Source organism: Leptospira kemamanensis (genome assembly GCF_004769665.1).
Lineage (GTDB): Bacteria > Spirochaetota > Leptospiria > Leptospirales > Leptospiraceae > Leptospira_A > Leptospira_A kemamanensis.
In genome coordinates this window covers 168017-193728 of record NZ_RQGG01000043.1, presented here as the reverse complement: position 1 = coordinate 193728, position 25712 = coordinate 168017, and the positions used below count along the sequence as shown (strand labels likewise).

Sequence of the window (25712 nt, the reverse complement as noted above, 5' to 3'; positions counted from 1 at the left end):
TTTTCTTTTCTCCGCTCGCTATAGGGCGGAGAATGGCACTACTGTGTCTTTCATTCCTTTTTTCTCACACCAAAACATATACTTTTTCTTACTTTTTTGTATCCTCAGTCATCCTCTTTCCTTATTCTCCGAACCTAGTTTTCGCATTGTGATTGATCCAGGCCACGGTGGGGTTGCCAAAGATCCAAAGGCCGTTCATGGAGATAAATACGACAGTGTCACACAAACTTATTTAGAAACCTACAAACAAGGCACAGAACATGGGTCGATTACAGAAAGAAAAGTGGTTCTGGATTTAGCGAAAGAAGTTCATAAAATTTTAAAGTTAACCGAAACCGATGCGGGTTGGAAAGAATTTGAAGGTTATCTCAAATTGTTTTCTAAAAAAAATGAATTCACTCGTGTGAAGTTAGTGAGTCACCTAACAAGAGAAACCTCTTTTGATGAGGATGTACCATCTGATGATCCTAATGCCCCTTACCGGCTATATGATTTTCCCGATCCCAAAACTGGAATTAGAAAAAAAGGAAGGTTATCCAAAATCAATGAATTAAAACCTCAATTGGTTTTATCCTTACATCTCAATCCTGCCAGTAAGGGACAAAAGGGGGGGATGGCAGCGGTTCTCACACCTGGTTATAAAACGTTTTCCCAATTAAAAAAAATCTCGGAAAAACAAAAATCACCAAATGTATTTTGGAAAGGTCCTTGGTCGGATTGGCTCATCTTCCAGTCAGGATGGACTAAATTAGAAAACGCGACAGCGGATACTTGGATTTACCTCCATGGGTATTGGTCCCAAAAAAATGGGAAAGAAACAGACCTTTCCAAATTTGAAGGTTACCGCCAAAACATGATTAGTTGGAAGTATGCGGATGATGCGAATTGGGAAAAAAACATTGGGAAAAAAGGTCCTTATGCCAAATCACATGAAGAGTTCTTAGAGTCCGGTCGCTTTTGGGAACGTGAAATGGGAAAAAAAGAAGAGTGGAGAAGGGAAGGTGGAAAAGAAGGATTTGGAGGTGATAATCACTATGTGACAAAAGAACTCATGCGTTTTGTCCAATATGGTCTTCCCATCCAGTTAAAAGAGAAAAATTCATCCTATCCTGAACTTGGTCCCATCCAAAAACCGTATATCTCTACGTATAGTTTGCCCACTTACACCAATGCTCTTTGTGCTTTTATTGAAATAGGATATGTGAATCGTAGCCGTGATATGAAATACCTCACTCAAAACAAAAAAGAAACTGCCATCTCCCTCGCTGTTGGCATTTACTCCTTGTTTGTTGGTCTCGATGTCAAAAAGAATCCAAACCTTCCTTACAATCCCAAAGGGAAAAAAGTCAACTGGGAACGGTATGAAACTTATTTTGAAGATGTATTATAATCCTTACTCAGTATGAAACCAAAAAAAGAATCATCAAAAGTATTACACCATCCATTATTCCCTGAGTTTATCCATTTGTATCAAAAGTCTTTGGTGTCTCGTTACTCTAAGGAAAACTTAAAAAACTATCCTGAGTTCCAATCGATTTCGAAAGAAACAATAGAGGAACTCATGTATTTCTTTTTAGAATATCTATATCCTACTTACGAAAAAAGAAAAAAGTTGGATGCCGCCTTTGACGCGTTATCTGGTTTTGTGAACCATCCTTCAAAAATTTGGGGGATCCTTGGGAATTTGGCAATGTCGATTTTTCGGTTTGGTAAACATTTTCCAATGGCATTAAAAGCAGGGATGTCGGCCTTACATTCGTATGTGACTGCTCACAGTTTTGAAGAAGAATTGGTTTTGGCTCTGGATAGTCAGGAACATCCAAAAGAGTTTTTGGAAAGAGCTGATGCGATGGAGAAATTGATTTCATCTGTTGAAAAATCCAAAGCGGATGCATTCCGAAACGATGTAGGTGCTCTTTTTTCTATTTTTTCAGATAAGGAACTGGTTCGTAAGATCATCCTCATCATGGAAGATATCTTAGTGAAGATGGAATCAAAACGTTCTCTTTATACAGAGAATGATAAAAATGGGATTTCGCTTGGAATTTCGATTTTAAAAGAGGGAAGGAAGATTTTTGATTTATTGAAGAAAGAAGAAATGGTTCTCGTTTTACAAGCGATTGATAAAATCGAAGAGGATTATTATCAAAAAGCTTGCGAACGATTTCGAACTAAATAACTTTTGGTACCGATGGCCGGAATCGAACCGGCATGATGTTGCCATCGGTGGATTTTGAATCCACTGCGTCTACCAATTCCACCACATCGGCATAATCAGTCTTCAGCTTCGATATATTTACCTTTTCCGCGGGCCACTATTTTGCCGATCTCATTTTCGATTTCAGCACGGTTTTCGATGATTTTTTTGTTCTTTTTCACAAACCAGCCACGTAAGTGGAGAGGTTCATTCACCTTTGCAGGTTGTAGGAAACGAATGGTGAGTTCCCCTGTTGTGGTTTCGAAATTCATCGCTTCGTTGATCTTGACCATGATCTCATCTAGGATGGTAGAAATAATCCCTGGGTGGATTTGATCTGGTAAACCCTGGTATTTTTCGGGGCAGGTGTAATCACCGAAGGCAGTTTTTGTGTCTTCGTCGAAAGTGATTTTTAACTGCAACCCGTCTGCATTGTCCGGTGAGGAGGCAAAGCTGAGATTTTTTTTCGCAACGGATTTCATGCCACCATGGAACGCAAGAAATTCTCTTGTGTCAAGCAGAAAAAGAACTTGCGGTCAGTTTGGCTTAAAAAGCCTCGTAAAATACTTGGAAATGCAATATTCTTTGGTATTTTCTTAAGTTACGGCTCTCTAAACCTCGAAAATAAAGAGTAGAACCCTTATATGTTAACCACCCTAATGATGTTACTCGGTCTCTCTGGTGCTGGCGCCGATCTCGATGAGATCAGTCGTGGTGAAGGGAGTGGTGGGCCTTCTTCAAATTTAAGTCCGAGGCAAAAACGAAGACTCAAACAGAAGCAAGGTGATGATGTCAATCCTCCTGAACCGAAATCGAGTGGTGGAAGAAGGGCATCACGAGAACCGAGTCCCAAAAAAGGAAGAGGGGAAGAACTTGGTTTTCAAACCGATTCAAAATCATCCAAACAAAAACCAAAATCTTTATCGGAAAGATTATCTGAATTACCGGAACTAGAAGCAGACGACGACGAACCTAGTTTAGGTGGAGAAAAACCAGAAAAACCTTCCAAACGAAAAAGGGATAAACAGAAACCGCCAAAATCTTTAAGTGAACTTCCATTAGGTGATTTTGGGGAAGAAAGTCCCGATATGGATCAATCTCCCGAAAGACCAAGAAGGGAAAGTCCTGAAATCAGTTTTTCGGCTGATGACATCATTTCTAAAAACTCCAAGTATTCTTTCCACCGCAGACCACTTCTCAATGCAGAAGCACTTGTGGAAGCAGAACAAGTTGAAGAAGCCATTGAAATTTTTGAAAGGACAGGCAATCGAATCCCCGATCCTGCCATCAAAGAAAAAATCAAAAAAAACATCCAAGACTTAGAAGAATTTTTAGAGGACAATCCTCCTCCGAGTGCCGGTGATTCAGGGAAAGACGCAAAAAGCCCAGGAAAAGATCAGGAGAAAAAACCAAAGGGTAAACCTACTGGGAATTTAGAAAAATCGGATAAAGACCTAAGTGATTTAGTTCATGCGTTAAAGGAAGTTTCGGAACTGTTTGCGGAATCCATTGCTCGTGCCATTCAGTTTGCACAGAATTCATCGCCACCTAACTTTCCAAATTTGCAAAGAGATACTTCTCCTCCTCCAAGTCAAAATTTGGGAGAGTTTCCACCACCTCCGCTTCCCAAAGGGAAAAATGAACCCCAAGCTCCGAGTGGTCCACAAATCAACCAATCAGTGGAAGGTGGAAACCAACTGGTTCATCCTATTGTATACCAATTTTTACAATCAAGTCCACAGGCACCGATTGTAGATCAGAAACTCATCCAAAACCAAGACCAACTCTTACAATCATTAAACCAAGGTTTGACGACAGGAGGACTCACTCCTTCTCTTCCTGGAATTCCTGTTCCACCAGCAGGTTCGGGAATTGTTGGTCCATTTTTTGTTCCCCCAGAGAGTAAACAAAAACCAGAAGAAGAACGAAAACCGTTCGACTTACAAGAATTAGCGGAACAAATTTCTAAAAAAGATGTGTCCGAACTGGATTTACCAGAAGATACATTTTTTTCCAATGATTGGAAACAGTTTAAAGACTTACCTCTCGTTGACAGAAGGTCAGGAGAGGAACGAAGGAAAAGTCCAGACCGAAGATCTAATTTAGCGGGAAGAAAGGATAGACGATCAGGTGTTGATCGTAGGCAAAGAGACCGGTTTAAAGAACGAGAAGAGTTTTTAAAAAACCAAGCACTTCAAAAATTAGAAAAAAAAGCAAAAGAGTTAGAACAAAGAGGGGAAGAGGCTTCCCTCAATGATTTACTGAAACCCTATTTTCCGGAACAACCCAATTTAAAATTACCAGAATCTTGGGACTTAGAACCCATTGGATTACCAGATCCCAATGACCTCCGTCGGGATGAAAAAGAACCACTGCTTCATCCAGACGAACGAAAGTCATCGGAAGAAGAACCGAATTGGTTCCAAGATACTACAGATTCTTTACGTAAAGAGCTTGAACTCCCAGATCCCGTTGACCCACAAACTGATGAATTAATTTCTTCGAAAGTGGATCTCCCAGAAGCGGTTGATCCTAACAAACATAAGTCGGAAACCATCATTGAAACAGATATGCCAATCCAGGTGGAGCTGACAAATAGGCCACTCGTTGCAGACGATATCAAAATTGGTTTACCAGATGCAGACGAAGTATTTCGGGATCGCAAACGAAAAGAAGAGGAAGGGGAAACAGAAGGTCCGTCTTTTGATGATGTAGACGGCCCTGACATCGAAATTGTCGACGGGGATTTGGGAGAGATCGCCGAGGAAGAATCTCCCATCCCTCTGGATGAAATGGCTGAAAAAGCCACAGAAGAGGAACCAGAAAAAATCATCCACGGGGTTTTGGAACTAAAACCTCCCGAAGCAGATGATGCACCTTTTTTAACGCTGACTTATGACTTTGGAAAGATCCCACATGCATTCCGTTTGTCGAAGAATTATTCGATTATGGAATACTCCTATTATAAATACAAACCAATGTTAATGAAGGCTCAAGAGTTTGCTCGTCGTAAGATGTTAAAAAATGCTTTGAACTATTACCGAGTCATCAAATCACAAAATATTCCTCCCGAACTTCGTAAGATGATTAACCGTAACATTCGGGACATCACTGAGTTTATGGAAAAATTCTTAATGGCCAAAGGGAATTAACTATTGACAACTTTATTATATTTTATCAGTCTAACAAACGTAGTAGAGGTATACTCCCATGAGATTGCGGCTTAAATCAAATAGGTAAGCAAAATAAAATACTAAATCCACACTTCTCCTAATCTCTTTAGGACGAGACATGCTTACCTATTCCCTATTTGGAAAAACAGGAGCTTGTCGTATGTCCCATCATATCACCATTCAAAATGTATCATACCAATACGAATCACAGTCTGAACCACTATTCCAAAACCTAAACCTTCATTTTTCGAAAGGTTGGACAGGGATTGTCGGAAAAAACGGAAGTGGAAAATCCACTTTAGCTAAAATCATTGCTAAAGAAATCCTTCCCGACAAAGGGTTCGTTTTGGGAAACGAATTTGTTTGTTCTATCTCGCAAGGAACAGAAGTTTCAGAGAAGGAACTAACTGATTTTCTTTACGATGATTCCAAAGAGTCCGGATTTTGGAAGAGTTTACTCGAAATCAAAATGCAATCGGTAGAGGACTATGAGTTTCTCAGTTTTGGTGAAAAACGAAGGATTCTTTTGGCAATGGCTTTGTCAAAAAATTCGGATGTATTGATTTTAGATGAACCCACAAATCATCTGGATTCCAAAACTGAGCAAATCATTCGAAATGCCATTTTGTATTACCAAGGAATTGGAATCCTCATCAGTCACGACAGGTCTTTGTTAGATGAGGTGACTACCTCTTGTGTATTTTTGGAAAAAAACTTTATTTCAAAGCGCCCTGGAAATTATTCTGAGGGCAAAAAGCAAATGGAAAGGGAAGCCGAAGAGCGAATTCATGATTGGGAAATCGTAAGGACGGAACGTAAAAAACTGGATGCCGAACTGAAACGAAGAAGGGAAGAAGCAAGTCTTTCTCATAAACATAGATCCAAGAAGGGACTTGATCTTCATGACCATGACGGCAGGCAAAAAAAGAACTTAGCCCGAGTGACTGGTAAAGATGGCCAAGCAGGCCGATTGAAAAATCAAATCGAAAGAAGAACCGAACATTCCAAACTAAAAGAAAAACAAATTTGGGACAAACTTCCAGAAAAAGAAAATTTAGGAATTCTATGGAATAGTGTTCCTTCCAAACGAAGCACCTTATTTATGTTTGATGGTGAATCGCTCTCTATGGATATTCTGTCTTTGTCACTTGCCTCCCATTTGGTAATCCTTCCTGATTCAAAAATTGCCATCACAGGCTCCAATGGTGCAGGTAAGTCCACACTTCTCAGATATTTAGTGAAAACTTTCCAAGAGAAAGGAATTTCTTATTTGTATCTGCCTCAGGAATTTTCAAAAAACGAATTAAACATTTTACTTTGGGAATTTCAAAATTTGCCGGATGAGAAAAAGGCCAAAGTGCTTTCGGGAATTCACCGACTAGGGAGTGATCCCAAACGGTTTTCTGAATCAGAATCTCTCAGTCCAGGAGAAGGGAAAAAACTTTACCTCGCACTGCATCTGGAAAAAAGTCCAGAGGTACTTTTATTAGACGAACCCACTAACCATTTAGATCTCAAATCTTTGGAAGCTTTAGAAACTTCTCTGGCCAAACTTGGTTCTGCCCTTGTGGTGGTCAGTCACGACCGGAGATTTGTAGAAACATTGGCCAAGGAAGAATGGTGTTTGGAAAACTTGTCGCTTGTTCAAAAACATCTAGACAGAATCTAATCATTGTACTTAGAATAATTCTAAGGAGTGACATTATGCCACAAGTGACATCACATGCCCCTGATTTTAAAGCAACCGCAGTGATCGGGGACAGTTTCAAAGAAATCAAATTATCCGATTACAAAGGAAAATGGGTGGTACTCTTTTTCTATCCACTTGATTTTACATTTGTATGTCCAACAGAGATCATTGAATACGATGCAAAACTCGAAGATTTTAAAAAGATCGGAGCTGAGGTTTTGGGAGTATCTGTTGATAGCGAATTTTCACACTTAGCTTGGAAAAAAACGCCTAAAAAAGAAGGTGGTATCGGAGAGATTAAATACCCACTCATTGCAGACAAAACAAAAGAAATCGCAAAGTCTTTTGGTGTTCTCATTGAGTCAGGTCCTGATGCAGGAGTTGCGCTTCGCGGAACTTTCATCATCGACCCACAAGGTATCATCCGCCAAGCAACTGTTAACGACCTTCCAGTAGGACGTAACATTGAAGAAGCACTCAGACTCATCAAAGCGTTCCAATTTGTGGAAAAACACGGTGAAGTTTGTCCTGCAAACTGGGATGAAGGGAAAAAAACGATGAAAGCGGATCCTACTGGATCAAAAGCTTACTTCGCTTCTGTCAATTAATTGCAATTTCTCTAAATGAGAAAATGGGAGAACCAATGGAATCTACAACAAACATAGAAAAACCGAATGTCGAATTTTACCAAGCTGATAATTTTCCAAAGGGTTTGACTCGAAAGGTTGTAGAGTCCATCTCCCATATCAAAAAGGAACCGACATGGCTTGTCGAATTTCGTCTGAGAGCCTTTGAGGTGTATGAACAAAAACCAATGCCAACCTGGGGTTTTATCCCTCAGTTCCAAATCAACATCGATGACTATGTGCACTATGTTGGATCCAACCAAAAAAAGAAAAAATCTTGGGATGAAGTGGATCCTGAAATCCTCCGTAGTTTTGAAAAACTAGGAATCCCAGAACACGAACGTAAATACTTAGCGGGCATCGAAACGATGAACGATTCCGAAACCATTTATGCGAACGTTAAAAAGGAACTCACTGATTTAGGCATTATTTTTTGTGACATTGATACCGCCATTCGGGAATACCCAGAACTCGTGCGTGAGTATTTGGGAACAGTAGTCACCATCGGTGATAATAAATTTTCAGCACTCAACTCTTGTGTTTTTAGTGGTGGGTCATTTGCCTACATTCCGAAAGGAGTGAAAACTCCTATGCCTCTTCAGGCATATTTTAAAGTAACAGCTGCTAGTTCCGGTCAATATGAACGCACTCTTCTCATCGCGGATGAAGGGGCTCATTTGGAATACAGCGAAGGTTGTACTTCCGTCCAAGACAAGGGTACGAATTTCCACACAGCGGTTGTGGAACTGGTTGCAAAAAAGAATTCTAAAATCTTTTATACTACCATCCAAAACTGGAAAAAGAATATGTACAATTGGACTGTGAAACGTGGGTTATGCGAAGAAGCAGCTCACATCACTTGGACAGATTGTAATATTGGTGCTAATACCATCAAATACCCCGGTATTATTTTACAAGGGGATCATTCCACGGGAGATGTGCTTTCTTTAGCATTTGCTGGCAATGGCCAAGTGCAAGATACGGGAGCTCGGATCATCCACGTAGGAAAAAACACTCGTTCTAATATCTTAGCAAAAGGGGTAGCCCTTGACGGTGGGATCAATTCTTACCGAGGACTTGTGAAGTTTGAACCATCCAGTAAAGGATCTTATAGCCACATCAAATGTGATGGGCTCATGATGGACAATCGTTCTCAGTCCCATGCTTATCCTTATAATGATGTTTCAGGGGAAGAGGGAACTCTCAACTACGAAGCCACAGTTTCTAAAATTGATGATGACCAATTGTTTTACCTGCAATCCAGAGGGATGAGTGAAGATGATGCGAAACTACTCATCATCAATGGATTTTGTGAAGGTGTCACCAAACACTTAGATGTGGAATATTCGGTGGAGATGACAAAACTCATCCGTATGATCTTAGAAGACGGAAAAGTCATCGCGGAATCCTAAATTCCGCGTGAAAAACACAGAATTTACTTCTTAAAAACTAGAACCCAAAGGCTAGCGCTTGCGATGAGTAGGCCTAGGCATTCTCTCACTTCTTCGACTTCCATTCCAAAATAAGGTGCTTCCATTCCATAGTACACTGACAGGAGAATGTAGGTAGGGATTAGCAAATATCCAATCCACTCGGGCAACCGTCGGAAAAAACGAACGCCAGCGAGAATTCCTACAATGGCATACAAAGGAAACCAAACATAGGGATCGGGATCATTCAATTGGAGATAGGCGAACAAAAGGAAAATGGGAATGCAGATAAGGGAGAAAAGTTTCATCACAGTTTCCAAAGTTTTTTGATTGCGGATACAAATCCAAGCGAATTATCCTAATAGGCGAAGCCACCGTATGAAAATCCAAATCCTTGTTTTTTTGTCCTTTTTTACCGTTTCCCTTTCCACACTTTCTTGTGATGATTTAGGTCGTAAGATCTTAAAAACATTTAGCAAAACATATGAAACCGATGGAAAGGTTTTAGGATCCAAACCAATTTTCATTGGTCCTGATGCTCTCCGCAAACAACTTACGATTTCACTTACGGAAGTGGTAAAGGTCAAAGAACCAACGGACATTCAGTTTCCACCTTATGAGAGTCCGTTAATGTTTATTTTGGAAAAGGCAGGAGACCTAATTCTTTTTGATAGAGAAAAGAAAACCAAACGAGTGTTACATAAGTTTTCTGTCATTACCGATAGCGAAGAGGGCCTACTTGGTCTTACGTTTCATCCTAAGTATCCGAAAATTCCAAAACTCTATACACATACTGTGGTAAACTCAAACAATAAAGATATGACCGTGATTGCCGAATGGGTAGTAGAAAATCCAAATTCGTTTGCCGACATGGTTTTAAAAAACGAACGAGTTTTGCTCAAAGTGGAGCAACCTTATCCCAATCATAATGGAGGCCAAATTACCTTTGGGCCCGATGGTCATTTGTACATTGGTCTTGGTGATGGAGGATGGCGAGCTGATCCAAAAAACAACGGACAAAATCCAAATACTTTGCTTGGTTCTATCTTACGCATTTCTCCCACGCCCGAAGCCGACGGGAAAAAACCATATTCCATTCCCAAAGACAATCCCTTCTTAGGAAAACCTGGCCACTTACCTGAAATTTATGCGTATGGGATTCGTAACCCTTGGAAGATGAGTTTTTCGCCTGATGGACGTTTGGTTGTCGCAGACGTAGGTCAAGATGCTTATGAAGAAGTGGATATCATCGTAAGTGGCAATAACTATGGATGGAACCAAACAGAAGGTTTCCATTGTTTTACAGATGGATGTAATCCTTCTTTGTACCAACCTCCGTTTTATGAATATGGTAGAGACGAAGGACAATCAATCACCGGTGGATATGTGTATAACGGAACGGCCATTCCAGAACTAAAAGGCAAATATGTGTTTGGTGATTTCATCCAAGGAAAAATATGGGCCATTGACCTACCCAAACCAGGGGAAAACAACAAAATTACAGAAACCATTGCTCTTGGAAAATGGAATCTTCTCATCCCAAGTTTTGGACAAGACCACGATGGAGAAATTTTTGTTGCCGACTACCAATCGGGAACCATTTACAAATTGGTCAAAGCAGTTCCGTAAAATGGAAAGCATCCACAAAATCAATCTTTGAATCGGCAAAACAGAATAGAATCTAATCAAACCTTTGAAGGCATAACATTACTCCCTATATGAAAAAATTCTTTTCCCATATTCCTTTTTACATTCGGTTCCACCTGCTCCTAGCAGGGCTTGGAATTGTTTTTTTAACCATCTACCGTGTTTCATTTTTTTTGATGTATTCCTATCGGATGAATGATAAGTCCTTTTGGATCATTCTGAAAGCATTTGTCAAAGGGGCACGATTTGATGTTTCCGTCTTATGTGTGTTACTTGGATTTAGTTTGGTATATTCCTCACTCCATTTTTTCAATCGGAATCGTTGGTATAGGGCAGTTTGGAGAACCATTCCCGTAGTTTTTATTATCTTACTTCTTTTTTTACTCATTGCAGATTTAATTTATTATGAAAATGGAAACAAACACTTGGGTTACGAAGCGTTTGCTTACTTGGGTTTTGAGATGTTGCCACTTGTGGGATCTGCTTTTTCCCAAAATCCATTTTTGTTTATACTCGGACTTGCGGTCATTGCTGGCATCGGGTTTGGGATTTATAAAATCCAATCCAAATTTCCATACTCTCATGTGAACTTACATTACAAATGGGCTGGTCTTCAGTTCCTTGTTGTATTGGCTTTACTTGTGCTTGGCATTCGAGGTGGTATCCAAACAAGTCCGCTTCGCACAAGTGATGCCATCATCACAAAAGAAACCATCACAAATGATTTGGTGTTAAATCCTGGGTTTACGGTTATTACGGATCTCAAGATGACCAAGGTGGACGAGCGCCATTATATGAAGTTAAGTGATGCAACTTCTTTTGTGAGAAAGGAAGTGTCTTATCCTGGATCAGAATTCATCAGTGAACAGTATCCACTGCTTCGTAAAACCAATGTGACTTCAAAGAAACCTCTGCCACATATTATTGTCATTGTACTCGAAGGTTGGACGGGAAAGTTCATTGATATCATTGGAACAGGAAAAGTGGAAGGGAAAGTGGTTACTCCGTATTTCAACCAACTCATCCGCCAAGGAATGTTCTTTAAAAACTTTTTTGCCAGTGGGGGACGGACAACAAATGGCCTTATGGCTCTTATGGGTGGGATCCCTGACAGACCGGGACTTACGGCAGTGCGAACTCCTCAGATCCTCAACAGGTTTTCGGGACTTGGAAACATATCCAAAACCATTGGTTATGAAACACTATTTGTCACCGGCACAGATTTAAGTTTTAATAACAAGGGAAGTATCATGTATCATTGGGGATTTGATACTTTAATTGGGAAACAAGACCTAGAGAAAAATCCCGAATATAAAACCGGGCCTTGGAGTTATTTAGACGAAGCATCCCTTGATGCAATGCACAAACGTCTGTTAAATGTAAGCTCGGAAAAACCGATTGTTTCTGTGATCCATACAGGCACCACTCATTACCCATACAAAGTGCCGGATGAAAAATACAGATTGTTTGGAACGGAAACACAAGACAGCGAGTATCTGAATGTCTTACATTATGCGGACTTTGCCCTTTTTGAATTTATGGAAAAAGCAAAAAAGGCACCGTATTTCAAAGACAGTATTTTCTTTTTTGTCTCTGACCATAGCCACCACCGATTTCTGAATTATTACGAAGACCGAAATGTTCCCTTTCTCATTTATGCTCCAGGGAAAATCAAACCAGAAATACGAGATGACATTACCTCCCAACTTGATCTTATCCCCACCATTCTTGGTTTTATGGAAAGGGAAGTATACTTCAGTGTGATGGGTCGGGACCTTAGAAAGGTGAAAGGATCCTCGGCATATTTTGCGTATGGAAATATCTTTGGATGGATTGAGGATGATTTTTTATATTACCAATCGGTATCGGGGGGACAAGGGGAAACAAAAACCATCAAACCACCGTTTGTGGACATTGGACTTTGTTACCAAGATTTAAAACTCTGTCAAAAACATGCGGAGAAAACGAAGGCGTATTTAAACTTGGGAGACGAACTCCTGAAGTCGAACAAATTGTTCCCTTCGGAATCCGTCTTACAAGAAATAAAATCTAATACCAAGTATTAGAAATATTACTCAAATCAAAGAAGGTTTTTCGTTTGAGGATGATCCATAGTAAGGATACAAACGAAAGACCAATGAGAGGAATCGCAAAAATTTCAATATTAGGAATTTTGGAATAAAGTAAGGTCAGAACAAATGCAATGATAAAAAGCACATTGCGAACTACTTCCGTCCTTCTTGACCAACGTTTCATTTCCATTGTACGATCAATGGAAAACAAACTAAAAATGATCACAATGGATAAAATTCCAAGTGTCGTCATATCTTGTTCTAAGTTGATTTTTGCAACCTTCCAAATCACAAGACCCACCGCCATTAGCACCGCCGCTTGTAATGCCACATAAACCATAACACCCATCGGTGGTTTTGGATCATACTTTTCCGTATAAGCTGGTTCTTTGAACACATCATCAGGTGTTTGTAAATAAGTAGGTTTCCAACCAGGAGGTCCAAAAATCGTATTGAAAACATCTCCAAAAGATTTACACTTTAATATTTGAAGGAACATATCCTTAAACACGTGTAAGTTGACAGTGATCGGATTAAAGGAGTTAACTGGTTTTGTTAATCCATAAATAGGTTCGTCTGTTTCCCATTCAAAAGATCCAAACATCCGATCCCAAATGATAAAGATTCCACCGTGATTACGATCGAGGTATTTCCTTTGTGTTCCGTGGTGGACTCTATGATTCGAAGGGGTCACCATAAACTCTTCTAAAAATCCTAACTTACCAATGAAGCGAGTGTGAACCACAAATTGGTATACCTTTAAAATTCGGTGACTCAGTAAAAACATGGCCCAAGGAATTCCAAGAAATGCCATCGCCATAAAATACATGTATTCAAAGATTCTTTGTAAACCATTTCCACGGAAGGCAACCGATAGGTTCATTTCTTGTGTGGAGTGGTGGGTGACATGAGTTGCCCAGAAGAGGTTGATTTCGTGGCAATGTCTGTGGAACCAGTAATAGATAAAATCAGCGAACACAACAGAAAAGGTCCAAGCAAATAGAGCCTGCCAATTCACAACAAAACTAGGTGAAAATTGAAAAGGGCTTTCTAAGGGAAAGAAATGATAACCAAGAGTTGATAAAGAGTAATTCTTTTCGACAATATCATAAACATAGAGGGCACCAAGAAGGATGACCACTCCCACTAGCGCAAAGATGACACCAGTGCTTACATCAGCAATGAGAACATTCAAACGGTAAAATTGTTTGCCCTTCATATAAGAGACAAAAATTTCAATACCGATCAGTGCGACCATGACGATAAAGGCGTATTCCATAAAGGCATCGCTATTCATGCGTATTTTTTCCTCACTAACTACTAGGCTTTTGAATCACGTCCACTAAGTCAATGTCCATTTCTTCCCAAGATTCTGCTTAGATTGTGACGATTCTGGAAATTTAGACTTGTTCCATGGCGCTTTTTGGAGTAAGACAATTAGAAAGAGTGTATTTTCTTGTCCCGTAAGGTGGCAAAGAAAAGATTGGCTAATGGTGAAAGGACCTATCAAATGAAAGAGGAAATACCTGTTCTCAAAGGGAAAACCAAAAAAGAACTAGAAGAGATATGTGTTTCCTTGGGTCTTGAAAAATACCGAGCGGCACAAATTTATACTGGAATTTATAAGAGTCGTTATACGACGATCGATCAATTTACCACACTTTCCAAAGAAGTACGGGAAAAGTTAAAACAACATACCTTGTATCCCGAAATTGAAATTGGCCGTGATTTAGTTTCGAAAGAGGATGGAACTCGTAAATTTACCTTTTACGTAGGCGAAAACAAAGAAATCGAAGCAGTTTGGATTCCTTCAGGAGACGGTGGACGGAAAACCATTTGTATCTCTTCCCAAATTGGTTGTACCCTCAATTGTAAATTTTGTGCCACGGGCCTTTTGGAATACAAAGGGAATTTACACACTTGGCAAATCCTAGACCAAGTACTGCAAGTGGAACGCCTTGTGGGAGACCATGCCACAAACATCGTGTTTATGGGAATGGGGGAGCCCATGCACAATTATTTTTCTGTGATGAAGGCAGCTCATATCTTAAGAGATCAAGATGCCTTTGGGCTTGGTGCTCTTCGGATCACCATCTCCACAGCAGGTGTCACAACTGGGATCAATCGTTTTATCGAAAACAAAGAACCCTTTAATTTTGCCATCTCACTCAATCACCCAAATCCCAATGCACGTTCTTCTGTGATGGATGTGAACGACAAACACCCTTTGGACAAACTCATTGATACAGCGAAACGTTTCACAAAGGAACTCGATCGAGCCATCACCTTTGAATATGTGATGATCCCGGATGTGAACATGGGTCGGGACAACGCGGAACGACTCGCAAAAATTGCAAGGTCTGTGAACAAATGTAAAATCAATGTGATTCCATTAAACACAGATTTTACGGGATGGCGTAGACCAACTGATGAGGAAGTCAAAGATTTTGTAATGCATCTCAAAGCTAAAACAACAGCTCCCATCCTCAATCGCCGCAGTCCTGGAAGGGACATCAACGGCGCCTGCGGGATGTTAGCTCTCAAAGGAATTCGAAGTGAAACAACAAAATAAGTGGATATTGATTTTGTTTTTGGCTCTTAGTGTTTCCCATTGCCAAGACATTGTGGAACAAAAATGCCAATTAGCATGTGAAAAATTTGTCTCTTGTACGGAAGAAGAACTCAAACTCACTCTTGCACCCGATGTGAAACGAACAGGCCGAATCCAATGTATGGATGGATGTACCACTCATAACAGTGATATTTTACAGTGTTTTGACCAAGAACCAAATTCATGTAAAGGATTTGGACAATGTTTAGTGCAAATTGGTACCTTTGAATGAAAGATTCAATGTCAGCCTCCGAACGGATTTTTTATCGAATTTTACTTCTTATGGCATCCTTGCCAATTCTCTTCACTTTGCCCCTAGATGTGATTGACATCGACAGTGCTCAGTATGCAGGGATCGGTCGTGAACTTGTATTATCCAATGATTTTTTCACTCTAATTGATAATGGTAGAAGGTATTTAGACAAACCCATTCTTACGTTTTGGACAATCGCCACTTCGTTTTTTTTCTTTGGTATTGGTAACATCGCCTTTCGAATTCCTGCGATTTTTTTAAGTTTACTCTCCGTTTATTCGATTTACCGCATTACCATTTTATCGGGTGGAAAGGAGAGGCAAGGTTACCTAGCATCCATTTCGTATCTATTAGCACCAGGCGTGTATGCGATGATTGTGGATCCAAAAATTGATGTGTATCTCACTGCTTATTTAGTGTTCACATATCATTTTTATTATTTGGGGAGAAAACAAAATCCGAATTATTTTTATATGATGTATCTCATGATGTCCATGGGATTTATCACGAAGGGTCCGATTTCTGTGTTTATTCCTGCCATCTCTATTGGAGGGGATATTCTATTTCGTAGAGATTGGAAACTCTTATTATCCATGAGGCTTCCCACAGGGATTTTTGTTTTAGTCTCTCTTCCTGCACTTTGGTGTTATTTTTTATACCAAAACTTCAATTCCTATGGACCTGTTTTCTTTTTGTGGATCCAATCTTTTGGTCGTTTTTATCGCGAGATGTACGATATCAAGTTTGATCCTTTTTACTTTTATAAATCATTTTCCTGGGCCTTCTTTAGTGGGCTTGTGCCAATGGTCATCTATTTAGCATTCCATTCTTACCAATACATCAAGTCGTTAGGTTGGAAGGAAATCCTTCGCAAAATTCGTGCGAATGAGTACAAAGAAGTGGATTTTGTAATTCCTTTTTGGGTCTTTCTCTTTTTGTTTCTCATTTCCTTTTCCAGATACCCGCTCCCACAATACACCTATTGGGTATTACCTGCGGCCGCTTTGTATTTTGGAAAGATCATGGAAGAAAGTTTGTTCCAGTCGAATGTAGCGAGGTTACGCCCCAGTTTTCTCATTGCTGGTCTTGTTTATTTGGTTGGGTACTTTTTATTCCCTGTATTTGTTTCTGATGTGGGAATTTTGTATTATGTTTTTGGTGCTATTGGAATCTTATTCATTTTACTTTCTGCCCAACTCATTCCACTGGAAATCCTTGTCACACTTGTTGGGGCAACACTCTTTTTTAGTGCCATTAGTTTGGAGTTTTACCCACTGCTTACGAGTTACCAACCTTCCCGTGAGTTTGGTTCCAAAATCAAGGAATTGGAACCCGGGGAACCTGTATTGTATACCTATTGGATGTCCAATTCGAAACGATCCTACGGATTCTATGCAGAACGAAATTTTCGCAATATCTATGATAAAGAAAAATTAGATCGTTTGTGGATGGAAAAACCAGAACGACTGATGATCTTGCCATCTGAAAAATTAACCCAATTGCAAGAAATGGCTGGCCCTGATTATGAAATCATACCCGTCCTCGAGAAAGATTCTTATAAAGTAGCCACACCCACGATCTCTTTTTTGAAAAAAGAGACAAGAAACCTAGTCACAAAGAAAATTTCTTTGGTTTGGGTGAAAAAAAAACAGGGGAAATCTTCAAAAAACTCGAAAGTATAACTAGGCTAAATTGTGTAAGTCTGGTTTTTAGGGCCCTTCGATGTCAAAGTCAGGGCCTTTTTTTTGCCCCTTAGTCCCTGAATTCTCAGGAATTTCCTACTTGATCCCCGTTTTACGAAACTTCAGAACTACCTATCAACCAAAAAACAAACATCCGTTAGATGATTTTGAAGTATTTAATTGAGACTTAGTTTCAACTAAGAAAGTTCAGAAAAAATCTGAGTTTATGTCTCTTTTAATGTTTTTTCACAACTAAAACCCTTACATACTTGCTTTTTTTCGGATTTTACCTTTCCTTGTCAGAAGACAGTGTAAACGGATTCAGGAAATCTGCGAATGAATATAAAAATACTCAAGATCTCTGTGCCTATCGTTGCGATAGCTGCGTTAGCATATTTGATTTTTTCACCTAGCCGTTATGTGGGCTATTCACCCGACCAGCCCATCCCCTTCAACCACAAGATACATGCTGGCGATAACAAAATCGACTGTAAGTATTGCCATACTGGCGTTGAAAACTCGGCCCATGCCACAGTTCCCCCAAGTTCCACTTGTATGAACTGCCATGGAGCAGGTAACGTAGCGGGCAACCAAGAACATGTTAAGTGGCTCAAAGCACAATACGATAGCAACACTCCAGTTTCCTGGGTGAAGGTCCATGACCAACCAGACTTCGTATACTTCAACCACTCAAGACACGTGCAACGCGGCGTTGATTGTTCCACATGTCATGGCAACATGGCAGAGATGGTAAAGGTTAGACAGTCCAAGTCCCTCAATATGGGATTTTGTGTCGATTGCCATAGAGAGAACAATGCTCCTAACGATTGTTCTACGTGCCACAGATAATCGGGAGACAAGTAATAATTTATGATGAAAGACGATAGTTTCCAAAAAGAAAAAAAGTCACTTTGGCAGTCTTACGAACTTCGCGGTACTTCTCGCGAAAAAGAACTCCAAAAACAAGAGTTCTACAAATCACCAGACCCTTTGATTGCTAAAATCAAAAAAGGTGACTTTGATAGAAAAACATTCCTTAAGTTTATGGGTGCATCAGTTGTCATGACAACTGTAGGTTGTATCCAAAAACCGGCAGAAAAAATTGTTCCTTATGTGAACCTTACCATTAAAAATCCAGACAACAACGAAGTAGAACAATACGACTTCGTAAAACATGGACACTCTTACCACTATGCTTCGGTTTGTGGTGGTTGTTCCGTTGGTTGTGGGGTACTCGTAAAAGCAAAAGATGGTCGTCCTTTGAAACTCGAAGGAAACCCAAGCCATCCAATTTCAGAAGGTGCTTTATGTGCTTCTGGACAAGCTTCTATTTTTGATCTTTATGATGCAGACAGAGCAAAAGAACCACAACAAATTGTGAATGGTGTTGCTAAGGCGAGCGATTGGTTTGTTCTTGATAAAGACGTAAAAGAAAAACTCGCAGCAAACAAAGGTAAGACGGTCGTGGTAACAAAACCACTCACTTCTCCTGCCACAAAAGAATTTGTTTCTGAGTTTTTACGTTCTGTTGGTGGTGGAAAACACTTAGAAGTAGCGTTTGCTTCTTCTGATGATGCCATCACAATCGCTCAAGAAAAATCATACGGAAAGGCAGTTCTTCCAAACTACCACTTTGACAAAGCTAAAGTGATCCTTTCCATTGATAGTGACTTCTTAAACCAAGTCAACTACCACAATGACTTTTCAAAACGAAGAGACTTACAAAAAAATTCTAAGTCATTCAATTCATTTATCGCTGCAGAAACTCATCCTTCGATGACAGGTTCCAATGCGGACCAAAGAGTTCCTTTAAAACCTGGTGACCAAAGAAAGTTCGCTCTTGTGATTGCAAAGGCACTTTCTGATTTGGGAGTAGGCGGGGCAACAGGTGTTTCTGGAATCAATGTAGAAACTACCGCTTCTGAGTTAGGAATTTCCAAAGATGTAGTGGTTCGCACAGCAAAAGCACTTGCTTCCGCAAAAGGTGAGTCCCTTGTCATCGCTGGTGGTTCTAACTCATTAACAGAAGATGCAGTGGATTTACAAATCGCTGTGAACATGTTAAACAGCATGCTTGGTAACGATGGCAAAACCATCGATGCTGGAAATCCTTTGAAAGAAGGAAAGTCAAACTACGCTGAAAACTTAAAATCCCTCGCAAAAGACCTAAAAGAAAGAAAGGCTGGTGTGGTCATTCTTTATGGTGTGAACCCAGTGTACGAAGCGCCAAATGGAGATGAGTGGAAAAAACTCCTTCATGAAGCAGCACAAGTGGTTCAAGTTTCTGACCGTGCGGATGAAACAGCACTTGCATCGAACTGGCTTGCTCCTGTATCACACTTCCTTGAGTCTTGGGGTGATAACGAATCTGTAGCAGGAATTGTATCGGTTCAACAACCAACAATTCGACCTCTTTTCCAATCCAAAGCATTTGAAGATATGCTCATTGGTTGGGCAGGTGGAAAGTTACTTGGATCCGAGTCTCTTTACGAATACCTCAAATCAAAATATTCTAAAAAAACCAACTGGGAAGACTTACTCAGAAAAGGTGTTCTTGTTTCTGGAAATCCAAAAGCAGATAAGGGTGGTCGTTCTTTCCGAGGAACCATCGCACCTCTAACACCTTCTAAATCTGGTTTAACTGTGTCTCTTTACGAAAACACAGGAATCGGAACTGGAGAAAGAGCAAACAACTCCCAACTCCAAGAACTTCCAGATCCAGTATCGAAAGTGACTTGGGACAATTATGTTGCTATCAGCCCACAATACTCTCGTTCGTCGGGAATCAAACTCAATGACGTAGTGACTGTGACTGTAAATGGAAAGTCCTTTGAACTTCCAGCTCTTGTCCAACCTGGTCTTCACCCAGAAGCAGTGGGAATTGCTCTTGGATACGGAAGAACAAATGTGGGTGAGATCGGAAACGGTGTTGGTAAAAATGCAAGTATCCTTGCAACAGAAGTAAACGGATCTTATGTTTACTCTGGTTTATCTATCACACTTTCTCCAACAGGTAAAAAATACAAACTCGCTACCACTCAGGACCACCATATGATGAGCCCTGGTGTGATGATGGGTGTGGAATGGAAAGAGAGACCTCTTATCATTTCCGCAAAACTACAAGACTATACTAAAAATCCAAGTGCCGGAATTCCTGAGCCTGAGATTCCAAAAATCTTAATCGATGGAAAACTACAAAGAGCACAAGGAGCAAACGCTCCTTCTGACCAACCAGGAAGTCAGTTTGCATACCCAGGATACAAATGGGGTATGGCAGTTGATTTAACTTCTTGTTCTGGTTGTGGTGCTTGTGTGGTTGCATGTAACATCGAAAACAACGTGCCAATGGTAGGTCGTGACGAAGTGCGTATGGGTCGTGAGATGCATTGGCTTCGGATTGACCGTTACTACATCGGTGATCCTGAAAAACCAGAATCACTCGAAATTGCACACCAACCACTTATGTGCCAACATTGTGATAACGCTCCTTGTGAGACAGTTTGTCCAGTGGCTGCAACCGTTCACAGTTCGGAAGGAACCAACGATATGGTTTACAACCGTTGTGTAGGAACTCGTTACTGCTCGAACAACTGCCCTTACAAAGTGCGTCGTTTTAACTGGTTAGAACATTGGAATGAACACAGCTTACTTGGTGATGCGACTCCTACTTTTAAGGCTCGTCCTCCAAGAAACTTAGGTCTTAACCCAGATGTAACCGTTCGTTCTCGCGGGGTCATGGAAAAATGTAACTTCTGTGCGTCTCGTGTTGCTGAGAAAAAAATCGCAGCGAAAAACGAAGGACGAACTCTGAAAGATGGGGAAGTGAAAGCCGCTTGTGAACAAACATGTGCATCCGGTGCCATTGTGTTCGGTAACGTAAATGATCCTGAATCAAAAGTAGCGAAGCTCTTGAAAGACCCTAGGTCTTACAAACTTCTGGAATACCTAAACATCGGACCTGCCGTCAGTTATTTGACCCGAGTTCGAAACGAAGTTTAACAGGGAGAACACAAAGGGAATGTCATTAACACAAGCAGTTAGAGATAAATTAGATATCCCCGACCTGGTAACAGGCGGGAAATCGCTTAAAGATGTAACCGTTGATATCGCAAAACCAAACGAAGATTTCCCAACCAAACTTTGGTGGAATACCTTCCTTTTGGTTTTGACGATCACCCTGATCGACGTAGCCATTATCGGTTATTTGTTTTACGAAGGTCTTTACCTCCTCGGGATCAACAACCCGGTAGGTTGGGGATTTTTCGTCGTCAACTTCGTATTTTGGATTGGTATTGGTCACGCAGGAACATTGATTTCTGCGGTATTATACCTCTTCCGTCAAGGTTGGAGAACAGGGATTAACCGTGCCGCAGAAGCGATGACAATCTTTGCCGTACTCGTTGCAGCATCGAACCTCATCCTCCACGTAGGTCGTCCATGGCTCGGATTCTGGCTCTTTCCCTATCCAAACGAAAGAGGACCTCTTTGGGTAAACTTCCGTTCCCCTCTGATTTGGGACACGTTTGCGGTATCGACTTACCTTTCCATTTCGATGGTATTCTGGTATTTGGGCCTCATTCCTGACCTTGCGACTCTTAGAGATCGTGCCACAGAAACTTGGAGAAAGAACTTATACAACGTTCTTGCTTTTGGTTGGGTTGGATCGGCAAGAGCTTGGTCTCATTTGGAAATTGTTTCCATGATCCTTGCAGCTCTTTCCACTCCACTTGTTCTTTCGGTTCACACCATCGTATCCTTCGACTTCGCTGTTTCCATCCTTCCTGGTTGGCACACGACCATCTTCCCTCCATACTTCGTTGCTGGTGCGATTTTCTCCGGATTTGCGATGGTGGTAACCCTTATGGTCATTGCTCGTGAAGTGTTTAACTTAAAGAACTACATCACGATGAAACACTTGGACAACATGAACAAAATCATGATGGTGACAGGGCTTATCGTGGGACTCGCGTATGGAACAGAGTTTTTCATCGCTTGGTATTCGGGTAACGAATACGAAGTGTTTGCATTCTGGAATAGAGCTTTCGGACCATATGGTTGGGCTTACTTCATTATGATTTCCTGTAACGTACTTTCCCCACAGGTATTCTGGTTCCGCAAACTTCGTTACAACATTCCAGTGATGTTTGTTGCCTCCCTTGTGGTGAACGTGGGTATGTGGTTCGAACGTTTTGTGATCATGATGACACTAAACCGTGACTTTTTACCATCCAGTTGGGCTATGTATACACCGACTCTTTTCGACTACGCGATGTTAATCGGAACGTTCGGTATCTTCTTTACTCTCTTCCTTCTCTGGTGCCGAATTATGCCAGTGATTGCGATTGCAGAAGTAAAAACAGTGATGCCACAAAAAGAAGGAGCACACCACTAGTATGTATCTTCCAAAATTAGAACAGTTTCATAAATACAAAGAAATGGATGAAGGAGTTCTCGGAATTTTCGATACTCCAGAAGCCATTATGCATGCTGCGGAAAAAACAAAGGCAAAGGATTACATCGGTTTTGATTGTATCCTTCCTTATCCAGTGCACGGAATTGATGAAGCCATGGGAACTCCTAGATCAGGACTCCCTTGGGTCACTTTCTTTGCTGGGATTTTTGGATGCACGATTGGAATTTTATTCCAATACCTCACTCATGCACATGACTGGCCTCTCAATATCTCGGGAAAATCTCTCAATGCATGGTTTGCCTATGTGCCAATCATCTTTGAACTAACTGTATTTGCCGCAGGGATTTATACAGTAGCTGCTTTATGTTTTTTAAGCGGTATTCCCAAAGCGACACGTCGAATTCTGCACCCAGATTTGACGTCTCATAAATTCGGTCTTTGGATTCCAAAGTCTGCCAAAGGGTATAACGAATCCGATGTGGTTTCGTTTGTCAAAAGCCTTGGTGGATCCGAAGTAACCGTTGTGAAACCGGAGAATCAAAAATGAAACAAAACATCTTTCGAGTTTTCGCACTTGTGGCGTTAGTTTTTGTCGCAAACTGTGATTATAAAACTCCCGTTTATGAATACTTTCCGAATATGTATGATTCTCCTGCAAGAGAATCACAAGAGGATGATTCGTTTGCATCCAATGGTTCGGCTTCTAGAATTCCACCCAAAGGTGCGATTCCAGTTGGATACTACCCATATCCGTATGCGTCTGAAGCAACTCCAGATACCCTTCCAGGTGCTGATAAAGGATTAAAAAATCCAATTGGAAAGGCGAGTTTAGGGGATTTGATGATTGGAGAAAAACGTTACCAAACGTATTGCACTCCTTGTCATGGTGTGCAAGGTTTAGGGAATGGATCGGTTGTTGGTCCTGCACCAAAGTTCCAACAACCACCTCCATCAGTTGTCTCTGATAAAATCCGCGGTTGGTCCGATGGACAAATTTACCACATCATCACGATGGGTCGTGGTCTCATGGGAAGTTATGCTTACCAAATCGAACCAGAAGACAGATGGAAGCTTATCGCTTACATCCGAAAACTTCAAGAATATGAAGTGAAAAATAAAAAGGCGAACTAGGGGAAATTATGAGCTCTACAAAAGCAGCGAAACTAGACGAAACATTACTGCAGTTCAAACTGCCGGTGTCCCTTCGTAATGCCCTCATTGCCATGATCGGAGTGGGAGTGGTGAGTTTTCTCATCGCTTTCTTCGGATTTGGTCATGAAACATCTCGTCATATGGACGAAGCAGGACATTTTCACCATACAAACTTAGGATACCATATCCTACTCATTGGTGCTTATTTTGTCATTGGTCTTTCCATCACAGGGATTTTCTTTACAGCGATCCAACACCTAACAGGCTCACAGTGGTCAGTAACTGTTCGTAGGATTTTTGAAACTTACGGACTCTTTGCACCTGTCGCTGGACTCCTTCTTGTGGGTGTGATTTTTGGAATGCATGACCTTTATGAATGGGCAGATGCTACGGTTCGTGAAAACGACCACCTCATCCACCACAAATCTGGTTACTTAAATCCAACCGCTTTCATCATCCGATGTGTACTTTTCATTGGAGTATGGTCTGTGTTTGCTTACATTTTCCATGGAAAGTCAGTAGGACAAGACAAGGACAAAGTTGTGGATACTACAAAGACTCTTGCAAAGGTTTCCGGAGGATTTATCCTTTTCTTTGCAGTCTCTTGGTGTCTCATGTCGTTTGACCTTCTCATGTCACTTTCGCCGCATTGGTTTTCCACTATGTTTGGTGTGTATGCTTTCGCAGGTGCGTTCCAAACTTCTCTTGCATCGTATTTGATTGTCATTGCGATTCTTAAGAAAAATGGATACCTCGGGGAAGCCGTGAACGAAAACCACTACCATGACATATCAAAGTTTTTACTTGGTATGACAACTTTCTGGGCTTATGTGGGATTCTCTCAGTTCATGCTCATTTGGTATGCAAACATCCCAGAAGAAACATTCTTTTATGAAATGCGTATGACTGGTGGTTGGGGATACACGACACTTCTTCTTCCTTTTGTGAAGTTTGTGATTCCTTTCCTTTTGTTACTCAATCGTCCTAACAAACGAGACATTGATTTCCTTTGGAAATTATCTACTTGGATTCTTGCCGTTCAGTTCTTTGAACTTTTCTGGTTGGTGTTCCCAGCAAACTTTGAAAAGTTTTCAATCCTTCACTTCGTTTTAGCCTTTGGCGGAACAGTGGGTGTGATTGGTCTTTTTGGTTTCTTTGTCTTCAAAAAGTTCGAAAAACATAGTTTAGTTCCGGTTGGAGACCCTCGCTTAGATGAGTGCCTTCACCACCACCAATAGGAGAATTGTTTTGAAACTGAAATTAGTAGCATTCTTGATCGTTGGAATGAGCGTTACCGCTTGTTCCAAAAACGCAGAAGTGACTTGGCATAAAAATTGTGATTCCAAAACAAACAAAGCAAGTTTGGATTTTACAGTTCCCCTATATTCGGAACCAGATTCTAATTCCAAGGTGGTAGAGTTTGTTCCAGCAGGGACTGTGGTAAAAGTGTTTGATGCACGTAACCATAACGTATGGGCACCAAAATACTTTATCAAAGTGCAAACGGCAAAAAACGAAGGTTATATGAGCCCAAGATGTTTTGTCGTAGGACAAGATCCGGCAAATAGTGTTTGGAGATATTCCAAAGGTCTCGTAACAGAATCAAAACCTTTTTACGACCCAAGCGATAAAGCTCATTATCCACGTGGAACGGAATACAGTAACCTAAAGGACCTTCCAAAAGAGAAAATCCCTCTTTCTGAACTGACAAAAGGTTTAGAAGAAGAAACTTACGTAAACAAAAACATGTTGAAGCAAAATTAAAA

21 protein-coding genes and 1 tRNA gene are annotated in these 25712 nt (G+C 40.7%); 18 read left to right on the top strand and 4 right to left on the bottom strand.

Annotated features, from left to right (window positions below; genetic code table 11):
- Positions 1-76 precede the first annotated feature (76 nt).
- Together EHQ59_RS15235 and EHQ59_RS15230 are read left to right on the top strand one after the other, a co-directional pair.
- On the top strand, positions 77-1390 hold the full coding sequence (locus tag EHQ59_RS15235; RefSeq protein WP_425270159.1) for an N-acetylmuramoyl-L-alanine amidase CwlD: 1314 nt from the start codon (positions 77-79) through the stop codon (positions 1388-1390).
- A 12-nt stretch (positions 1391-1402) separates the two neighbouring features.
- Positions 1403-2179, top strand: a complete 777-nt coding sequence (locus tag EHQ59_RS15230; protein ID WP_135620491.1) for a hypothetical protein — start codon at positions 1403-1405, stop codon at positions 2177-2179.
- A gap of 4 nt (positions 2180-2183) precedes the next feature.
- On the opposite strand, the gene EHQ59_RS15225 is transcribed toward EHQ59_RS15230, so the two are convergent.
- Both EHQ59_RS15225 and EHQ59_RS15220 read right to left on the bottom strand, forming a co-directional pair.
- A tRNA-Leu gene (locus EHQ59_RS15225) sits at positions 2184-2270 on the bottom strand.
- A 4-nt stretch (positions 2271-2274) separates the two neighbouring features.
- Positions 2275-2679, bottom strand: a complete 405-nt coding sequence (locus tag EHQ59_RS15220) for a PaaI family thioesterase (protein WP_002973585.1) — start codon at positions 2677-2679, stop codon at positions 2275-2277.
- A 162-nt stretch (positions 2680-2841) separates the two neighbouring features.
- Here EHQ59_RS15220 and EHQ59_RS15215 point away from each other — a divergent pair, with 162 nt between their 5' ends.
- The 4 genes from EHQ59_RS15215 to sufB all read left to right on the top strand — a co-directional run bounded on the left by EHQ59_RS15215 (position 2842) and on the right by sufB (position 9098).
- Positions 2842-5349 (top strand): hypothetical protein, encoded by a 2508-nt coding sequence (locus EHQ59_RS15215; protein ID WP_135620489.1) that lies wholly within the window; start codon positions 2842-2844, stop codon positions 5347-5349.
- 181 nt (positions 5350-5530) lie between these two features.
- Positions 5531-7039 (top strand): ATP-binding cassette domain-containing protein, encoded by a 1509-nt coding sequence (locus EHQ59_RS15210; protein WP_135620674.1) that lies wholly within the window; start codon positions 5531-5533, stop codon positions 7037-7039.
- 35 nt (positions 7040-7074) lie between these two features.
- Complete coding sequence (locus tag EHQ59_RS15205) at positions 7075-7668, top strand: peroxiredoxin (RefSeq protein WP_012388348.1); 594 nt, start codon at positions 7075-7077, stop codon at positions 7666-7668.
- A 35-nt stretch (positions 7669-7703) separates the two neighbouring features.
- Positions 7704-9098, top strand: a complete 1395-nt coding sequence (sufB, locus tag EHQ59_RS15200; protein WP_135620487.1) for a Fe-S cluster assembly protein SufB — start codon at positions 7704-7706, stop codon at positions 9096-9098.
- A 23-nt stretch (positions 9099-9121) separates the two neighbouring features.
- Here sufB and EHQ59_RS15195 read toward each other — a convergent pair whose 3' ends face one another.
- On the bottom strand, positions 9122-9424 hold the full coding sequence (locus EHQ59_RS15195; RefSeq protein ID WP_135620486.1) for a transmembrane 220 family protein: 303 nt from the start codon (positions 9422-9424) through the stop codon (positions 9122-9124).
- A 70-nt stretch (positions 9425-9494) separates the two neighbouring features.
- On the opposite strand from EHQ59_RS15195, the gene EHQ59_RS15190 reads away from it, so the two are divergent.
- On the top strand, positions 9495-10745 hold the full coding sequence (locus tag EHQ59_RS15190; RefSeq protein ID WP_135620484.1) for a PQQ-dependent sugar dehydrogenase: 1251 nt from the start codon (positions 9495-9497) through the stop codon (positions 10743-10745).
- An 89-nt stretch (positions 10746-10834) separates the two neighbouring features.
- Positions 10835-12829, top strand: coding sequence for an LTA synthase family protein (locus tag EHQ59_RS15185; RefSeq protein ID WP_135620482.1), 1995 nt, complete (start codon positions 10835-10837; stop codon positions 12827-12829).
- On the opposite strand, the gene EHQ59_RS15180 is transcribed toward EHQ59_RS15185, so the two are convergent.
- A complete protein-coding gene (locus EHQ59_RS15180; protein WP_135620480.1) occupies positions 12813-14132 on the bottom strand; it encodes a sterol desaturase family protein in 1320 nt (439 codons plus the stop codon). The two genes, EHQ59_RS15185 and EHQ59_RS15180, sit on opposite strands and share 17 nt — an antisense overlap.
- A gap of 213 nt (positions 14133-14345) precedes the next feature.
- Here EHQ59_RS15180 and rlmN point away from each other — a divergent pair, with 213 nt between their 5' ends.
- From rlmN to EHQ59_RS15130, 10 genes are all read left to right on the top strand, one after another.
- Positions 14346-15407 (top strand): 23S rRNA (adenine(2503)-C(2))-methyltransferase RlmN, encoded by a 1062-nt coding sequence (gene rlmN / locus EHQ59_RS15175; RefSeq protein ID WP_135620478.1) that lies wholly within the window; start codon positions 14346-14348, stop codon positions 15405-15407.
- Entirely contained in the window at positions 15391-15678 is a 288-nt protein-coding gene (locus EHQ59_RS15170; protein ID WP_135620477.1) for a Cys-rich protein, read from the top strand. The genes rlmN and EHQ59_RS15170 overlap by 17 nt, the downstream gene beginning before the upstream one ends.
- An 8-nt stretch (positions 15679-15686) precedes the next feature.
- Positions 15687-17381 carry an ArnT family glycosyltransferase gene (locus EHQ59_RS15165; protein ID WP_244245568.1) on the top strand — a complete coding sequence of 565 codons (1695 nt, stop codon included), beginning with the start codon at positions 15687-15689 and terminating at the stop codon, positions 17379-17381.
- A 336-nt stretch (positions 17382-17717) separates the two neighbouring features.
- A complete protein-coding gene (locus tag EHQ59_RS15160) occupies positions 17718-18230 on the top strand; it encodes a cytochrome c3 family protein (RefSeq protein WP_100726560.1) in 513 nt (170 codons plus the stop codon).
- A gap of 24 nt (positions 18231-18254) precedes the next feature.
- On the top strand, positions 18255-21380 hold the full coding sequence (locus EHQ59_RS15155; RefSeq protein WP_208652437.1) for a TAT-variant-translocated molybdopterin oxidoreductase: 3126 nt from the start codon (positions 18255-18257) through the stop codon (positions 21378-21380).
- A 19-nt stretch (positions 21381-21399) separates the two neighbouring features.
- Positions 21400-22773, top strand: a complete 1374-nt coding sequence (nrfD, locus tag EHQ59_RS15150) for an NrfD/PsrC family molybdoenzyme membrane anchor subunit (RefSeq protein ID WP_100716671.1) — start codon at positions 21400-21402, stop codon at positions 22771-22773.
- Position 22774: 1 nt separating this feature from the next.
- Complete coding sequence (locus EHQ59_RS15145; protein WP_135620471.1) at positions 22775-23341, top strand: DUF3341 domain-containing protein; 567 nt, start codon at positions 22775-22777, stop codon at positions 23339-23341.
- On the top strand, positions 23338-23925 hold the full coding sequence (locus EHQ59_RS15140; RefSeq protein ID WP_135620470.1) for a c-type cytochrome: 588 nt from the start codon (positions 23338-23340) through the stop codon (positions 23923-23925). The genes EHQ59_RS15145 and EHQ59_RS15140 overlap by 4 nt, the downstream gene beginning before the upstream one ends.
- A gap of 8 nt (positions 23926-23933) precedes the next feature.
- Entirely contained in the window at positions 23934-25184 is a 1251-nt protein-coding gene (locus EHQ59_RS15135) for a hypothetical protein (RefSeq protein ID WP_135620469.1), read from the top strand.
- A 10-nt stretch (positions 25185-25194) separates the two neighbouring features.
- Complete coding sequence (locus EHQ59_RS15130; RefSeq protein ID WP_135620468.1) at positions 25195-25710, top strand: Lsa16 family lipoprotein adhesin; 516 nt, start codon at positions 25195-25197, stop codon at positions 25708-25710.
- Positions 25711-25712: the final 2 nt, after the last annotated feature.

What these genes read in the sequence shown, in the direction of transcription:
- EHQ59_RS15190 (WP_135620484.1), top strand. Translation starts at nt 9,495, where the DNA reads ATGAAAATCCAAATCCTTGTTTTTTTGTCCTTTTTTACCGTTTCCCTT.
- EHQ59_RS15210 (WP_135620674.1), top strand. Translation starts at nt 5,531, where the DNA reads ATGTCCCATCATATCACCATTCAAAATGTATCATACCAATACGAATCA.
- rlmN (WP_135620478.1), top strand. Translation starts at nt 14,346, where the DNA reads ATGAAAGAGGAAATACCTGTTCTCAAAGGGAAAACCAAAAAAGAACTA.
- EHQ59_RS15160 (WP_100726560.1), top strand. Translation starts at nt 17,718, where the DNA reads ATGAATATAAAAATACTCAAGATCTCTGTGCCTATCGTTGCGATAGCT.
- sufB (WP_135620487.1), top strand. Translation starts at nt 7,704, where the DNA reads ATGGAATCTACAACAAACATAGAAAAACCGAATGTCGAATTTTACCAA.
- EHQ59_RS15165 (WP_244245568.1), top strand. Translation starts at nt 15,687, where the DNA reads ATGTCAGCCTCCGAACGGATTTTTTATCGAATTTTACTTCTTATGGCA.
- nrfD (WP_100716671.1), top strand. Translation starts at nt 21,400, where the DNA reads ATGTCATTAACACAAGCAGTTAGAGATAAATTAGATATCCCCGACCTG.
- EHQ59_RS15155 (WP_208652437.1), top strand. Translation starts at nt 18,255, where the DNA reads ATGAAAGACGATAGTTTCCAAAAAGAAAAAAAGTCACTTTGGCAGTCT.
- EHQ59_RS15220 (WP_002973585.1), bottom strand. Translation starts at nt 2,679, where the DNA reads ATGAAATCCGTTGCGAAAAAAAATCTCAGCTTTGCCTCCTCACCGGAC.
- EHQ59_RS15230 (WP_135620491.1), top strand. Translation starts at nt 1,403, where the DNA reads ATGAAACCAAAAAAAGAATCATCAAAAGTATTACACCATCCATTATTC.
- EHQ59_RS15140 (WP_135620470.1), top strand. Translation starts at nt 23,338, where the DNA reads ATGAAACAAAACATCTTTCGAGTTTTCGCACTTGTGGCGTTAGTTTTT.
- EHQ59_RS15180 (WP_135620480.1), bottom strand. Translation starts at nt 14,132, where the DNA reads ATGAATAGCGATGCCTTTATGGAATACGCCTTTATCGTCATGGTCGCA.
- EHQ59_RS15135 (WP_135620469.1), top strand. Translation starts at nt 23,934, where the DNA reads ATGAGCTCTACAAAAGCAGCGAAACTAGACGAAACATTACTGCAGTTC.
- EHQ59_RS15185 (WP_135620482.1), top strand. Translation starts at nt 10,835, where the DNA reads ATGAAAAAATTCTTTTCCCATATTCCTTTTTACATTCGGTTCCACCTG.
- EHQ59_RS15145 (WP_135620471.1), top strand. Translation starts at nt 22,775, where the DNA reads ATGTATCTTCCAAAATTAGAACAGTTTCATAAATACAAAGAAATGGAT.
- EHQ59_RS15215 (WP_135620489.1), top strand. Translation starts at nt 2,842, where the DNA reads ATGTTAACCACCCTAATGATGTTACTCGGTCTCTCTGGTGCTGGCGCC.
- EHQ59_RS15205 (WP_012388348.1), top strand. Translation starts at nt 7,075, where the DNA reads ATGCCACAAGTGACATCACATGCCCCTGATTTTAAAGCAACCGCAGTG.
- EHQ59_RS15195 (WP_135620486.1), bottom strand. Translation starts at nt 9,424, where the DNA reads ATGAAACTTTTCTCCCTTATCTGCATTCCCATTTTCCTTTTGTTCGCC.